The sequence below is a fragment of the Kitasatospora sp. NPDC094015 genome (genome assembly GCF_040304075.1).
Lineage (GTDB): Bacteria > Actinomycetota > Actinomycetes > Streptomycetales > Streptomycetaceae > Kitasatospora.
The window spans coordinates 38990-53867 of the sequence record NZ_JBEOUL010000039.1; the positions used below are offsets into that span (position 1 = coordinate 38990).

General features: G+C 70.7%; 9 protein-coding genes. 7 read left to right on the plus strand and 2 right to left on the minus strand.

The features are described 5' to 3' along the window. The first annotated feature begins 12 nt into the window (after positions 1 to 12). From ABT014_RS30705 to ABT014_RS30715, 3 genes are all read left to right on the plus strand, one after another. The gene (locus tag ABT014_RS30705; RefSeq protein WP_350642536.1) at positions 13 to 1017 is read left to right on the plus strand and encodes an NADP-dependent oxidoreductase; all 1005 of its coding nucleotides are present in this window, start codon (positions 13 to 15) and stop codon (positions 1015 to 1017) included. Positions 1018 to 1354: 337 nt separating this feature from the next. Further along, positions 1355 to 1990, plus strand: a complete 636-nt coding sequence (locus tag ABT014_RS30710; protein ID WP_350642538.1) for a hypothetical protein — start codon at positions 1355 to 1357, stop codon at positions 1988 to 1990. A 498-nt stretch (positions 1991 to 2488) separates the two neighbouring features. Beyond that, complete coding sequence (locus tag ABT014_RS30715; RefSeq protein WP_350642539.1) at positions 2489 to 5056, plus strand: hypothetical protein; 2568 nt, start codon at positions 2489 to 2491, stop codon at positions 5054 to 5056. A 271-nt stretch (positions 5057 to 5327) separates the two neighbouring features. On the opposite strand, the gene ABT014_RS30720 is transcribed toward ABT014_RS30715, so the two are convergent. Both ABT014_RS30720 and ABT014_RS30725 read right to left on the minus strand, forming a co-directional pair. Next, positions 5328 to 6278 (minus strand): hypothetical protein, encoded by a 951-nt coding sequence (locus ABT014_RS30720; protein WP_350642540.1) that lies wholly within the window; start codon positions 6276 to 6278, stop codon positions 5328 to 5330. Beyond that, on the minus strand, positions 6275 to 6622 hold the full coding sequence (locus tag ABT014_RS30725; RefSeq protein WP_350635560.1) for a PadR family transcriptional regulator: 348 nt from the start codon (positions 6620 to 6622) through the stop codon (positions 6275 to 6277). Before ABT014_RS30725 ends, ABT014_RS30720 begins: the two co-directional genes overlap by 4 nt. A gap of 166 nt (positions 6623 to 6788) precedes the next feature. On the opposite strand from ABT014_RS30725, the gene ABT014_RS30730 reads away from it, so the two are divergent. The 4 genes from ABT014_RS30730 to ABT014_RS30745 all read left to right on the plus strand — a co-directional run bounded on the left by ABT014_RS30730 (position 6789) and on the right by ABT014_RS30745 (position 14800). Then, positions 6789 to 8138, plus strand: coding sequence for a GH1 family beta-glucosidase (locus tag ABT014_RS30730; RefSeq protein ID WP_350642541.1), 1350 nt, complete (start codon positions 6789 to 6791; stop codon positions 8136 to 8138). Positions 8139 to 8559: 421 nt separating this feature from the next. Beyond that, positions 8560 to 13272: a PDDEXK-like endonuclease domain-containing protein gene (locus ABT014_RS30735; RefSeq protein ID WP_350642543.1), complete on the plus strand. Its 4713-nt coding sequence runs from the start codon at positions 8560 to 8562 to the stop codon at positions 13270 to 13272. Continuing rightward, positions 13269 to 14120 (plus strand): hypothetical protein, encoded by an 852-nt coding sequence (locus ABT014_RS30740; RefSeq protein WP_350642544.1) that lies wholly within the window; start codon positions 13269 to 13271, stop codon positions 14118 to 14120. Before ABT014_RS30735 ends, ABT014_RS30740 begins: the two co-directional genes overlap by 4 nt. 59 nt (positions 14121 to 14179) lie before the next feature. Beyond that, positions 14180 to 14800, plus strand: a complete 621-nt coding sequence (locus tag ABT014_RS30745) for a hypothetical protein (protein WP_350642546.1) — start codon at positions 14180 to 14182, stop codon at positions 14798 to 14800. The last annotated feature ends 78 nt before the right edge of the window (positions 14801 to 14878 follow it).

A 14878-nucleotide genomic window follows, 5' to 3' on the forward strand; every position in this document is an offset into this window, starting at 1 on the left:
TACGGTCCCGTCATGACCGAGACCGCCATCACCGTCCAGCAGACCGCCCGCCCCCACGGCTTTCCCACCACCGAGGATTTCGCCTTCGTCGAGTCCGCCGTTCCCGATCCTGCGGCGGACACCGCGCTTGTGGAGAACCTCTACTGGTCCGTCGACCCGTACCACCGCGAGATGATGGACGACGTGCCCGGCGGCTTCGGGCTCCACACACCGCTCGAGGGCCGGACGCTCGGACGCGTCATCGCCTCGCGGACGCCGAAGCTGACCGAGGGCGAGATCGTGTTCCACCGGCAGGGCTGGCGCACCCACTCCGTCGTCCGGCCCGAGGAGACCCGCACCCTCCCCCGCTTCGACGGGGTCCCCCTGACGGCCTACCTGAGCGTCCTCGGCGGCACCGGACTGACCGCCTACGTCGGTCTCACCCGCATCGCCCGGCTCCGCGAGGGCGACGACCTCTTCGTCTCCGCCGCAGCAGGAGGCGTCGGTACCGCCACCGGCCGGTTCGCCCGGCTGCTGGGCGCCGGCCGGCTCGTGGGCAGCGCCGGTTCGGCGGCCAAGGTCGACCACCTGACCCGGGAGGTGGGCTACGACGCGGCGTTCGACTACCACGACGGCCCCGCCGCCGAGCTGCTCGCCAAGGCCGTACCGGACGGCATCGACGTCTTCGTCGACAACGTCGGCGGCGAACAACTGGCCGCCGCGGTGGGCGCACTGCGCGAGTTCGGACGCATCGTCCGGACCGGCACCATCAGCCGCTACAACACCCCGGACGCACCCCCACCGCACCTCAACCACTCCGACATCGTGGAGAAGAGCCTGCGCATGGAGGGCTTCCTGGTCAGCAACTACCGCGAACTGCAGGACGAACTGTACGAGTTCGCAGTCCCCCATCTGCAGAGCGGCCGACTGGCCCTGGACCAGACGGTGGTGGACGGGTTCGAGCACATCGTGGACGCATTCCTGGGCATGCTGCACGGCACGAACACCGGAAAGATCATCGTGCGGGAGCATGCGTAGTCCTGGCCCGCCCGATGCGACGGCCGGGCGGACCGTAGCGGTGCCCGGGCCGGTGCTGCGTAGAAGTTCGCCGAGCATCGCGGCGGCCTCCCGCCGGCCTCCCGCCTGCCCGGTTCGCGGGCGCTCGGGACGCATCGTCGGTGATCTTCGAGACAGCTCTGGGCCAGTGGTCTTCGGCCTGCCTCCGCCTCCCTGCCGCACCGTGCCGATCGCCCGCACGACTCGTACCTGTGAGCGGCCGGAGATTCTGACTGGTTCGCGTACTGGTCGAGCGGGGGATTCCGTCCCTTAGCGGAGGGGTTGGTACCGGGACAGCAGTTGGGGAGGCTGGGGGATCATGTCGGATCACCGGGTGACGGACGAGCAGGTGCGGGCGAAGGCCGCCGAGATCCAGGGGGAGGTCGAGCGCTGGCAGGGGACCGAGGGCCTGGAGGTCCCGGAGAAGGTCGACGTGGAGGGGATGGCGCGCGGCGTGCTGGAGTTGCGGGCGAGGCCGCGACTGTCCGGGCAGGACTTGCTGGAGGCGGTCCGGCCGCAGTGGGAACGGAAGGCGCGGCGGCGGGGTCTGACGGGTGAGGCCGCCCGGGCGTTCGTCGGCGAGCACCTGTCCGACGAGATCCCGCAGGTCTACTGCGAGACCGAGACCGTCCTGCTCGTGGTGACGTACTACCTCATCCACCTCAACAGGGCGGCTGCCGAGTTGGTCGTCTCGGACACCGAGGCGGTCCTTCAGGCGCTGGAGGTGGCCGCGGTGGGCCTTCCGGAGCTCGACGAGATCCTCTCCCCGCTGTCGGCCTACTTCCGGGCCGAGGCGACGACGATCCAGGCCGTGGCCTGGAGCAACGCCAACGGCCAGGTCCAGCTGGTCGGGGTCTGGCCCTCCCCGTTCTTCATCGCGGAAGGCGACGACATGGACTGGGACCTGATCGACAAGATCGGCAAGATCGCCCATCACCTGGGCGACGGGAACTGACACACCCGCCCCACCCGCCCCACCCGGCCGGCTAGGACCGGCGACCGTCGGGCCGGTGGTGCGGTGATGCGGGTGGGCGGATCCCGCGACGCAAGGAGCCGCGTCCGGAGAGCATCCGTCGGACCTCCTCCCGCTGGACCATCTCCCGCAGGTGCCGTCGCGTCCCGGCCGGGCGCGCCCGGCCCGGTCCTTGCCGCGGCCGGCGATCTGGGGGCCGGGCTGGCGGCTTCCCGGGGATGTGCCTGCGGCAGGACCGGCTGTCCGTGCGGGGGAAGGCCGGCACCGAGGTGGGCGCGGCGGCGGCCGACGGGTGCCGGGCGCCGGGCGTACGCGCCGGCGGCCGGGACGGTGGCGGAGCCGGGCCGTATCGCGGCGGGCGAGGGACGGCACGGGGCGTTCCGGCCGCCCGTCCGATTGTCGGTCGGCCCACGCAACTGCCGTCGAATGGCTAGCCTTTGAGATCCGACCAGTCGATCCGGGGGGATGACGATGAAGCGAATGCGGGAGAGTTCGGCGGCTGTGGACATGACGCTGCCGATCGAGTACGACGAGGCGATCGGGGACGCGTACGAGGAGTTGCTGGCCGCCGAGGCCACGAGGGAGGCCGAGCCCGGCGGCCGTACGCCCCGTCGGGCGCGGGCCACCGCGCCGGTGCCGGTGCCGGCGTCGGGCAAGGTCGGCGAGCAGGAGGTGAGCCGGCGCAGGGGGGAGAGCGGTGCCCCCGTGGTGCGGCCCTCGATGGGCCGGACCACGTCCAACCTGGTGTCCGAGCGGCACCAGCTGCCGAGGATGGCCAGGGTCACCCTGCGACCGAGCCTCGAACTCAGTTCGGGTGGCCTGGTCGAGCGGGTGGTGATCAGCGCGGGCCACCGCACGCCCTCGCCGTTCGGCTCCCGGATGGGCGACCACACCGTCGCCTGGCAGGCCGTGGTCGATGCCGTGCGCGCCGTGCTCCACGGCCTGGACCTGCAGGCGGCCGTGGCGGCGCTGAGGGACCGCCAGCAGAAGGCCGCCGCCTGGACGACCGAGCCCAGGTCCACCGGAAAGACCCGACTGGCGCTGCTGGCGGACGCGCCGCGCCGCCGCATGCTCCTGGAGAACTCGGCCTTCGAGGTGGAGTTCCATCTCCGGGCGGCCGAGACCGCGCTCGGAACGAAGCTGACGGCCGCGGCGGTGGACTCGCTGGAACGGGCCGTCGCCCACCACCTCGCCTTCGTGAACTACCTCCCGTTCAGCACCGTGCCCGTGCCTTCCGCACGTGGCTCGAAGGGCTCGGGAGAGGGCACCTACCGCAAGATCCTGCTGGACGTCGAGGCACCCGACTCCGGCATCGACCGCAACGCCGAGGTGGACGACTTCGCCGCCGACGAGAACCCGGACGAGGTGCTGGGGGAGGACCTCAAGACGGCCGGCAACCTCGTCGAGGACATGGGCGACGCCCTCGACGACGGCGAGGAGGAGAGCATCGAGGCCGACTCCCCGCCCCCCGGCACAGGCACGTCCCCGACCGCACTGCGCGATGCGCTCTGGAAGCTCTTCTCGTTCGAGGCCGCGCTCAGGGCCGCCCGCACCGCGTCGGCCCTGCAGCCGCAGACCAAGGCCCAGCTCGAGAGCAAGCACCAGCGACTGAAGGCACTGCTCACCGAGGCCCTCGGCCAGCTGGATCTCAGGCCGCAGGGACAGCCCTTCGACGGAGGTGCGAGCCACCGGGTCGAGGAGGCGAAGCGGATCTACGGGGACGCGGAGAAGCTACGGGTCGAGTTCAAGGAGGACCAGGAGAAGGACTCCCTGACCTTGCTGGCCTCCAAGGTGCGCGACCTGGCCCGGCTGATGCAAGACCCCTCCGAGGGGATCCCGCCCGGCGAGGTGAGGAAATGGCACGAGGTCCTCGGGAGCTTCCGGATACCGGCCCAGGCCGCCGCCGAGACGATCATCAACGCGGCGACGGACGCGCTCCCCAACGCCGCGATGGTGCTCGCCTACCTCCTGCACGACCACCAGCTGACGGTGGCGACGGCCTACCCGAAGTCGGTGGACAAGGCCGGGTTCCTGACCCCGGTCAAGCCCGCGGCCGCGCGGGCCGAGGAGCCGCTGCCCGCCGCCTCCTCCGCCGCCGTCGAACGCCTGCGGGTGGAGATCACCGCCCGCGCCAAGCAGCTGCCCGCCGCGGCCAAGGACTTGGACGCGCTCATCACCGCCACCGGCAAGGCCCACGCCGCGCTGCTCGCCGTGACCGGGATGCCCGAGTTCAAGCTCGCCGCCAAAGGCTGGGCCGCCGACCGGGCCGACGAGGCCCTGGTGGTCGCCTACAACGCGACGCGGACCGCGCAGGACCCCGCGATCGTGGTCAACGGCCGGGCTCCCGCACCGCGCGGCGTGGCCGGCATGGGCTCGCACACCACCGCGTGGCTGGTCGAGGTCGCCGCCGCCGACGCGATCGCCGCCGCCCCCGGCAACGTCGTCGAGGCGTTCCGCGACGCCGTCGCCGCGGACCTGCGGTCCGACGTGATGCGGCTGGACTGCCTGCTGCCGATCGACCAACTGCGCGGCGGCCAGGTCAGGTTGCTGTTCGACACTGCCGTCAAGGTGCTGGAGGCAGGCACCGAGAAGGAGGCGGCCGCCCAGTACCTGCGGTTCCGCAACGTGCTGCCCTACGCCACCGTCGACGCCGGCGATCGCGGCGGCCACGGCGAGTCACTCACCGCGGAATGCGCCGACCTGTTCGACGTCGGCTCCCTGCGGCAGGCGGCCGACCTGTACCGCGCCTCGCTCGCGACCGTCGCCGAGCTGACCGCCGTCGCGGACGACCTCACCACCCTCGGCAGGTCGCTGGCGAGCAAGCCGGCCGCCGCCTGGGGCAAGCACGCGGTGGTCCGGGACGCGGTCGTCGCCTGTTCCGCGCGGCTGGCCGCCCAGGCCGCCGTCCTGATGGAGGGGCCGCCGGCCAACGTGGTGGAGACCGTCCTCGGCGTCCGCTGGCGCGAGCACCGGACGACCTTCGCCCGGGCGACCAAGTCCCGCATGGTCGTCAACGCCAAGGAGACGGCACCCAAGACCCGTTCCTAGCACTTCGACCGCAGAGGTTCACCGAGGACGCGACCTTCGGCGAAGCCCAGGGAGCCGACCGGCGGGCCTCGGCGGCGCCTTGAGGTCCCGGAGCGGGAGCACCACGGCCCCGGCCGCCACGACGGCGTCCGGGGCCGACTTATTCGAGGTGTTCGTCGGCCTGGTCGTGGAGCCGGATCTCTCGTCCTGGTCATGGAAGCACCAGGACGAGTAGGCCCAAAGTCGGCGCCTGGCCTGCTCGCGGAGCTGGCCCGGCCGGCCGCGGTGGGGCTCAGGCCGGTTCGGCCGGTTCGGTGTCGATCGCCCGGCGGAGCAGACGGATGATGCCGCCGAGGGCCACGGCGCCGCCGATCAGCACTACGAACGCGGTGGCCGCCCACACCGTCGGGACGCGCCGGGGGAGCTGCTCCAGCAGCCAGGGCACGGTCCCGAGCGCGATCCCCGCCGCCCGGAACAGGTCGGGCCGCCGGGCCGACAGGTGCGCCAGCAGCAGGGCCGCCGCGACCGCGAACGCCCAGATGGGCAGCAGGGCCGGTACCGACTGCCAGAACACCCCCAGCACCGTCGCGTCGGACGCGGCGAGCGCGGCGAGCGGAAGGCCGGCACCGATGGCGAGGCCGGTGACCTCCCACCGGCCGCGTCGGCCGGTGTCGACCAGATCGGCCGGGGCGAGCAGCACCAGCGCGGCCAGCAGGGCGATTCGTGCGAACTCGCCGTACATCTGCCAGGTGTGTCCGAGGATCAGCTCCCAGAAGGCGGTTTCGGCCAGCAGGCCCAGCACGGCCGCCCGGCGGGCCGGCTTCCACCGGCCCGCCGCGGCGCACAGCAGGGCCACGATCCAGGGCACCACCAGCGCCGCGTACGCGCCCAGGGTGCCCGCGGCCAGCGCGGGCCGGGTGGCCACGCGGGAGACGGCCCGGATGACGTCCTCCACGTACCAGGCCTGGTCGTACAGGGACTCACCCACCCCGAGCGCGAGGGCGATGGGGGCGGCGCCGGCGAGGATGCGGCCGGCCGGGTCGGTGGACGCTATCCGAAGCCGCAGGCGCAGGGCGTGGGAGGCGAGGTCGAGGCGTTCGCGCAGTAGCGCTCGGCCGGTGAGGCCTTCGGTGGCCTCGGCGAAGGTGGCGGCGATGTCCTCGCCGTACAGCTCGCGGTAGCGGGCCGGGTAGAGGCCGATCAGCCGTCGGCCGGCCTGTGGGACGGTGTGTTGCTCGTTCACGCGCTCGCTCCACTCGGACGCAGCCGGGCACCGCCCAGGCGCCGCTCGGCCTCCAGGACCGCCAGCCGCAGCCGCCGGGTCTCCTCGGTCAACAGATCCTTGCCCTGCTCGGTGAGCGCGAAGGTACGGCGCAACCGACCCCCGACCACTTCCTCACCGTCGACCCGCACCAGACCCTGCTGCAACAACCGGTCCAACGCCGTGTAGAGGGTGCCGGTCCGTAGCCGGGTACGGCCCTCGGAGATGGCCAGCACCTCCTGGATGATCGCGTAACCGTGCCGCGGAGCATCGGCCAACGCCGTGAGCACGAGCCTGGTCGGCTCCTGTACTTGACGATCTGTCATGACGGTGAGCATAGGCCTCCCATCACCATATGTCGATGATCTACCTATCCTGGCTTCAGGTGAGCTGCGTCTCCGCCCGGGCAGGCCGCCTGTCGGCTGCTGTCCGTGCTGGGACGCCGCATTGCTGTAACATGAGCCTTCCTCATGTTGTCGAAGGGGTCTGAGCATGGTGGAGCGGAGTGAGCTGCCGGTGGGGTTCCGGTGGGGTGTTTCGACGGCCTCGTACCAGATCGAGGGGGCGGTCGAGGAGGACGGGCGGGGGCACTCGGTGTGGGACGTTTTCGTGGAGCGGCCGGGGGCGGTGAAGGACGGGCACACCGGGCGGGTGGCCTGTGACCACTACCACCGGTACCGCGAAGACGTTTCACTGATGCGGGAGTTGGGGCTCGACGGGTACCGGTTCTCGATCGCCTGGCCCCGGGTGCAGCCGAGTGGGAGCGGGGCGGTGAACGCGGCGGGGCTGGACTTCTACGAGCGGTTGGTGGACGAGCTGTTGGGGGCCGGGATCACCCCGCTGCCCACCCTCTTCCACTGGGACCTCCCGCAGGCCTTGGAGGAGAGCGGGGGATGGCTGGCGCGGGACACGGCGTACCGGTTCGCGGAGTACACCTCGGCGGTCGTGGAGCGGCTGGGGGATCGGGTCCCGGCGTGGATCACGCTCAACGAGCCCTTCGTGCACATGGTGTACGGCTACGCGCTGGGGATCCACGCGCCGGGCCGGGCGCTGATGCTGGACGCGCTGCCGGCCGCCCACCACCAGCTGCTGGGGCACGGCCTGGCGGCCTCGGTGCTGCGGCAGCACGGGCGGCAGGTGCTGATCGCCAACAACCTGACCCCGGTGCGGGCGGCTTCGGACGATCCGGCCGACGTGGCGGCAGCTGCGGCGTACGACGCCCTGCACAACCGGCTGTTCACCGATCCGCTGCTGCTCGGGCGGTACCCGGACCTGAGCGCCTTCGGCGTGGATCTCGACGACTTCGTCCGGGACGGTGATCTGGCGGCGATCTCCGGGCCGGGCCTGGACGGGCTGGGAGTCAACTACTACAACCCGACGCGGATCTCGGCGCCGGGCGACGACGCGCTGCCGTTCGCCGAGGCCCCGATCGACGGTGTGCCACGGACGGCCTTCGGCTGGCCCGTGGTGCCGGACGGCCTGCGGGAGCTCCTGGTGGGGCTGCGGGAGCGGTACGGCTCCGCCCTGCCGCCGATCACGATCACCGAGAACGGCTGCTCGGTGGCCGACGAGGTCGGCCCGGACGGCGCCGTCGACGACCGGTTCCGGATCGACTACCTGGCCGGCCATCTGGACGCGGTGGCCCGGGCGGTGGCCGAGGGCGTCGACGTCCGCGGGTACTACACCTGGTCGCTGCTGGACAACTTCGAGTGGGCCGAGGGCTACCACCAGCGCTTCGGCCTGGTGCACGTCGACTTCGAGACGCAGAAGCGCACCCCGAAGGCCTCGTACGCCTGGTATCGCGACCTGATTGCCACCCACCGTGCTGACCATGCCCGGTAGTTGAGCCCTGGGGGACCGTTCCACTCGTCACGACCGCTCCGGGTTGATGACGGCGCCGTCGAGCACGCCCCCGCGGCCAGGCGCGGCGGCGGGGGCGTGAAGACGGGGTGTTCGATGGTTGCGAGCCGCGTCGCCAGCGATTCGGCCGGCCCGCGCGTGGTCGCGGAGGGTGGGGCTCCCGTCCGCGAGATGGCCGTTGCGCACCCATCGCGAGCCGGTCGGCAGCCAGCGGCCGGCTGCCCTTTCGGGCGGTCATGACGCGGGTCCTGCCCAATGCGGCCTGTTTCGGCAACCGTGAGCCCTTCGTCGACGGACCTCATTGCGCCGGGGGCAGGTGGGCGTGGGCGACTCGCGGTGAGCCGCGTACGGTTGCCCGGCCCCGCGCTCGCGCCGCGACTGTGTGTGTATCGGTCATCACTGCATGGACATTCAGCCACCTTGGGGGGATCTGCTGTCGATGCCAGGGCCCTCCCCCATTCTGGAACGTTCGTCACCGATCGAGGGGAGAATGGTGAGCGTTCCACGGCGACACGCGAGCGATCCGGATGTCATCGGCCAGACCGCCGCGCTGGTCGGGTTCCTGCGCGAGGTCGTACAAAGCAGTCATCAGCGGCTCCGGGACACCCGGCCCTGGGACCCGCTCTGGCTCGCTGACCTACCGGCGAAGGTGCCCCGGCCGTCGGACGACGAGGACAGGCCGTTGCTGCTCCTCGACCACGTTCCGCAGGCGGCGGCACCGGAACTCCCGCCCGTACTTGAGGGATGGGTGGACGAGCGGCTGTGTCAGGACGCCGATGCGGAGGACCCGCCGCTGGCGGAGGAGGGCCCGTACCGGACATGGCTGCCTGGGGCGGGTGACGGCGACCGCTGGCGGGACCGTGAGGCGACCGTTGCGAGGGAGGACGCCGACGAAGTCCTGCGGGCCTACGGGCCGTGGCTCGCGCGGTGGCGCCTCTGGGCCGAACGAGAGCGGGCTGAGCGCTCGCAGCGCGAGCTCTACGAGCGGATCTACCACTGGCACCAGAAGCTGACGCAGCAGGATGATCAGTACGAACTCGTCCTCACAGTAGGGCTGTTGTCCTGGAGCGAGCCGACCGGCGGGGTTGTCCACCGGCACATCCTCTCGCGGCGCGTGGAGACACACGTGGACCGGCGGACTGCGCGGATCACCGTGCGGGTCACGAGCAACGGGGCGGTCCGCCTGGAGGACCGGGACTTCCTCGACACCGGCGACGGGTGGGTGCCGGAGCGCTCGGCGGCGTTCGAGGAGGATCTCTCCGCACGGCCGCTGCACCTCCTGAGCGAGGAGACGTTGGAGTGCCTCTCGCAGTGGCAGGACCTGGTGTTGCCCCGGCCGATGTCGTTCAGCACCAACTGGCGGCCGCCGGCAGGACCTGACGTAGGTGTCAGGCTGACATTCGCGCCGGCCCTCCTGATGCGGCCCAGGGACCGCAACGCGGTGCTGGGCTTCTACGACCGCATCGCCGACAACGTGGTATCGGAGCGCCAGGCTCCGCTCGGGCTTGCGCAGCTGGTGATGTCACTGGACGCCGAGGATCGGCAGAACTGGGGCGGGAGGCAGACCCCCGCGCTCTTCGACGGTGAGCCGCTGTTCCCGGGCAAGACCAACGCCCAGCAGCGTTCAGTACTACAGCGGCTGCAGCGCGACACCGGTGTGGTGGTGCAGGGGCCGCCGGGCACCGGCAAGACGCACACCATCGCCAATCTGGTCTCCGCGCTCCTGGCCCAGGGACAGCGGGTACTGGTCACCAGTGCAAAGGATCAGCCACTGACCGTACTCCGGGACAAGTTGCCCCCGGCCGTCAGAGACCTGTGCGTACTTCTGCTCAGCAGCACCAGCCAAGACGGCGCGAACGAACTCGAACGCACCATCAACGCGTTGAGCGACCAGGTGGCGGCCGGTGACACCGACCAACTTTGCGACGATATCGGACGGTTGACCCAGCGTCGGTACGAGGTCCGCAGCAGGATCAAGCTGTTGACCGAGCAGGTGATCGCGCTGCGCGAGGCGGAGGTCTACCAGCACCCAGAGGTCGCGCCGGGCTACTCGGGAACGCTCGCCGCGATCGTGCAGAAGGTGCAGGACGCGGCGGTACGGCTGAGCTGGATCGGTAAGCTGCCTGACCGGGCAGCTGCGGGTCCTCCGCTGTCGCCGGTTCAAGCGGAGGAACTGCTCACATTGCTGCGGGAGGGGGCCGGACAAGGGACCGAGGCCGCTGTCTTCCCCCCGGCCGATGCGCTGCCGACGCCCGGCCAGGTCGCGGCGGCGTTCGCAGCCAGCCAACTGAGCGTCAACGGACTCTCTCCGACCGCCATCGAAATTCGGAATCGGCTGGCAGCGCTGGAGGCCTCCGTCACCGACAATCTGGCGGAGCTTCTGGGTTCCGCTCGGAGCCGGCTGCATCGACTTGGCGTTCCGCTGAACGCGGCGGACTGGGGGACCGAGGGCTGGGTGGCGCGGGCCCTCGCCGATAGGCTCGGTCGGCGCTGCCCCGAGTTGTGGCAACGCGTCACCGACGTCGCAGACGTCCTCTCGGACGTGGCCGACGGCCTTGATCAGGTCGGTCTGCGGGTCGTGGTGCTTCCGGTCTCCCTGACGCCGGAGTACGCCCACCGCATGGCAGCCACGATCCCGGCCCTGATGGACTACCTGGCCGCGGGCCGACAGTTGCGCACACGGTTCGCATCGAAGGCGCAGCGGGACGCCGAGGAGCTCCTCAACACCTGTCGAGTGGACGGAAAGGTGCCTGCCTCCGCGCAGGACCTATGCGCCGTCAGTGCACACCTGCAGGCCGTCACGGCACTCGCGGGAGTGGTCGCCCGCTGGGAGCAGGTGGGCGCGCCCGTGGCTGAGGCGCCGTTGGAGGTAAGGCTGGCCGCGCTCCGCGAGCGGTACCGGCACCTCGCCGAGGTCGACGAGTTCGGCCGGGTCCGTGAGCAGGTCGATGAACTCCTTGTACGCAACGGCGTCTACCTCGACCTGACCCGACCACAGGCGTGGCAGGCCTTCGGTGAGGCCGCATCGGCCCTGGAAGGTCGTCAGCGCGCCGAGGAGGCATCAGCGCGACTGGCCCGTTGGGACGGGATCCTGCGCGGTGAGGACGATGGTGCTGCTCCGCCGGTCGAGGCACTGGCCATGGCGCAGGCGCTGCACGACCGCGACGCCGACCGGTACGCGAAGGAGCTGGAAGCGCTCGTGGCGGCGCAGCGACGGGACCAGCGGCGGCGGCGCTGTGTCGAACTGTTCGAAGACCTCCGCGCCGCGTCGCCCGCACTCGTGGGGCGACTCGCTGCCGATGCCGCGGACCCGGCCTGGGACGACCGCCTCGGCCGCCTCGGAGAGGCCTGGGCGTGGGCCAAGGCGTGCCAGTTCATCGACGACGAGCGCGCGCCCGGCCGGGAGCAGCGCCTCGACGGGGAGTTGACCGAGCACGAGGCCAAGCTGGAGGAGCTGACGGGGGACCTGGCGGCAGCGCAAGGTCGGCTGAACTGTCTGGTCCGCATGACCTCGGAGCAGCGTTCGGCACTGCAGGCGTACCGCACGCACATGGCTTCGTACGGCAAGGGCAAGGGCAAGAACGCATCTCACTTCAAGGCAGCTGCCCGCAGCGCGATGCACGTCGCGCAGGGAGCGGTGCCGGCCTGGGTGATGCCCATCGCCCGGGTGGCAGACATGATCCGACCCACGCAGGACGCCTTCGACGTGGTGATCGTTGACGAGGCCAGCCAGGCCGGTATGGACGCCTTGTTCCTCCTCTGGCTCGCGCCGCGGATCATCGTGGTCGGGGATGACAAGCAATGCACGCCCCCCGTCACCGGGTACGGTCGCACCCAGCAGATCCAGGACCGGCTGACCGCGCACCTCCCGGAGGTGCCCGCGCACCTGCGCCAGCTGTACATGCCGCACTCCAACCTCTACCAGCTGCTGTCGGCGCTCTTTCCGTCGACCATCCGCCTAGAGGAGCATTTCCGCTGCATGCCCGAGATCATCGGCTGGTCGTCGGAGACCTTCTACACCCCGCCGGGCCTCATCCCGCTCCGGCAGTACGGCGGTGAGCGGCTCGACCCGTTGTTGACGCACTACGTCGAGGGCGGAGTCGCCGAAGGGCGCGACAGCCGGATTCGGAACCGCAAGGAAGCGGAGGCGATCGTGGACTGCCTCGCCGAGTTGACCACGGATCCGGCCTACGAGCACAAGAGCATGGGAGTCATCGTGCTCCAGGGCACGTTCGGCCAGGTCAAGCTCCTGGAGCAACTGATCGAACAGCGCCTTCCCGCCCCGGTCCGGGAGCGGCACCGCATCCGGGTGGGCACGCCGGCCCAGTTCCAGGGTGACGAGCGGCACGTGATCCTGCTGTCGATGGTGGTCGACCGGGTACGGCGGATCGCCGGCGGCCTGCGCAGTGAACAGCAGGCCTACAACGTGGCAGCCAGCCGGGCCCAGGACCAGATGCGGCTCTTCTACTCCGTGCCGCCGGACCAGCTCAAACCCGGCGACCTGCGGCTCAACCTGCTCGGCTACATGCAGAATCCGCCCGCAGCGATGGCGGAGGCCGCGGACATCGGCCCCGTGCTGCCCGACGTCCGGCGTGCGCCCTTCGAATCCCTTTTCGAGCAACAGGTGTACCTGCGGTTGAAGCAGCGCGGCTACCACGTCGTGCCGCAGTACCCGGCCGGCAGCAAGCGCATCGACCTCGTGGTGGTCGGTGCACGAGGTCGCCTGGGAGTGGAGTGCGACGGGGACTACTACCACTCGACCCTCGATCAGATCCGGTACGACCACCGACGCGACCGCGAACTCCAACGCGTCGGCTGGCGGTTCTGGCGCATCCGCGAGAGCGAGTTCAGATTCGACCCGGACGAGGCCCTGTCCGGATTGTGGCAGGAGCTCGACCGGCAGGGCATCCGTCCGGCCGACTACTCGCGGCCGCCCGTTCAGGCGGAGGACACACCGGCGTGGACACCGATCGAACTACCGGCCGGTGACGAGCTTCCCGACGAGGGGACGGACGAGCACGAGCCGGAGGAGCCGCAGCGCCCCGACGACGGGGACGGACTCCCTGCGGGATCCGAGCCCGGCCCGAAGACCGATTCGACCGAAGGAGCGGCATGACTCAGTCCCAGACCCGGCAGCACGGTCCCACCCTGGACGAGAGCACCCTGCAGGAGCTCGCCCGTGTCGTCGCGGGCGACGACGACCTCTACTACCGCCGCGGCTTCGAGATCGTGGCCTTCCTCAAGCGGGCCGGCTGGCAGGAGGTTCCCGAGTACGACGGCCAGTACCGCAGGGAGTGGGCCGCCGCTCTGCTGATGGAGCGGCGCGACCAAACCGGGGAGATCGTGAAGGTGCTGCTTCGGCTCGCTGACCCGCGTGAGTACCTCGACGAGCCCGAACTGCTCGGCGAGGTCGTGGCGGCGGTCAACACCTTCCTCATCCACGAGGGCTACCGGCTGGAGAACCCGGGCGGCAGCGCCCGGCTGGTTCCGTGCGACCCGGCACTGGCTCACCCGGCGCACTACGGGGCGTCCGAGCTCATGGTGGTGATGACGGACCTCATCGCGGACGAGGCTATGGCCGAGCTTCTCCAGTGGCGACTGGACGAGGCCCGGACGTGCTACGCGAATGGTGCCCACGTCGCCGCGATCATCATGCTCGGCTCCTTGATGGAGGGCGTGTTGCTGTGCACGGTCGTGGAACGGGACGCATCCCTCCTGGGCCGGGACACGGAGGACAGCATCACTCTGGACAGGCTGATCAAGGCGTGCCACCGGGCGGGGTGGATCGGCGCGGACGCCGAGAAGTTCAGCCACGAACTGCGCAGGTACCGGAACTTCGTCCACCCAAACGCCGAGGCCCGGCAGAACCACCGGCCGGACCGCGACACCTTGGCCATCTGCTGGCAGGTGGTCAACGCCGCGCTCAATGACCTCGCCGAGACACACCCTGACCGTGCCAGGTAGTTCGATCGGGACCGGCCGACATCGAGTGCATGATCCGCTGCCTGATCAGAGGAGAGATGATGGGGAAGAACGCAGCTGCCGTACTGAGGGACCTCGTCCAGCCGTGGAACGTGGCGATGCACTCGACCTCCGGTCTCGCCGGGAGCGTCGCCGAGGTGTCGGCGGCGGATGACAGGGAGCGGCGCGAGAAGAACCAGGAACTGTTGCGCCGGAAGCCGGGGTTGCGCGCCGTCACCGTCAGGGACCGCGGACACTCGATCGAGCTGACGCCGTGGAAGCTCCTGCACACGCTCGGTCGGGCCAACGTGCTGGCCCGGCAGGGCGCAGGCCGGGGACTGGCCGAGCACTGGGCGAGCCTCAAGTACTGCCAGGCGCTGGTCGGCAACCACGGGGGCTTCATGACGCTCTCGGGGGAGGGACGCAACCCGATCCGTCACTACAAGGCGATCCAGTCGGGGGAGTTGGGGATCGGATTTGCCCTGGCCGTCGCGCAGGAGGTGCTCGGGCGGCGGTACCCGGATCACTCGGTCTCGGTCATCGACGCGGAGACAGCCCTACGTGCGGGGTGGACGCTGACCGGCAAGGTGGGCTCTGCTCACCGGGCATCCAAGCGTCCGCACTTCTTGCTGGAGGTGTGGAAGCCTGGCGCGCCCTCGAAGATGGTCCTAGAGCCTGTCTGACAAATGATCATCTGTTGGGTTCTCGGAGCCAGAGGATCAGTGAGGCCAGGGTGAGTCCGGCTCGGTAGCGGCAGGCGA

Bases quoted from the DNA above. Each gene is read 5' to 3' on its own strand.
- ABT014_RS30710 (WP_350642538.1), top strand. From the start codon at position 1,355: ATGTCGGATCACCGGGTGACGGACGAGCAGGTGCGGGCGAAGGCCGCC.
- ABT014_RS30705 (WP_350642536.1), top strand. From the start codon at position 13: ATGACCGAGACCGCCATCACCGTCCAGCAGACCGCCCGCCCCCACGGC.
- ABT014_RS30715 (WP_350642539.1), top strand. From the start codon at position 2,489: ATGCGGGAGAGTTCGGCGGCTGTGGACATGACGCTGCCGATCGAGTAC.
- ABT014_RS30740 (WP_350642544.1), top strand. From the start codon at position 13,269: ATGACTCAGTCCCAGACCCGGCAGCACGGTCCCACCCTGGACGAGAGC.
- ABT014_RS30730 (WP_350642541.1), top strand. From the start codon at position 6,789: ATGGTGGAGCGGAGTGAGCTGCCGGTGGGGTTCCGGTGGGGTGTTTCG.
- ABT014_RS30745 (WP_350642546.1), top strand. From the start codon at position 14,180: ATGGGGAAGAACGCAGCTGCCGTACTGAGGGACCTCGTCCAGCCGTGG.
- ABT014_RS30725 (WP_350635560.1), bottom strand. From the start codon at position 6,622: ATGACAGATCGTCAAGTACAGGAGCCGACCAGGCTCGTGCTCACGGCG.
- ABT014_RS30735 (WP_350642543.1), top strand. From the start codon at position 8,560: ATGGACATTCAGCCACCTTGGGGGGATCTGCTGTCGATGCCAGGGCCC.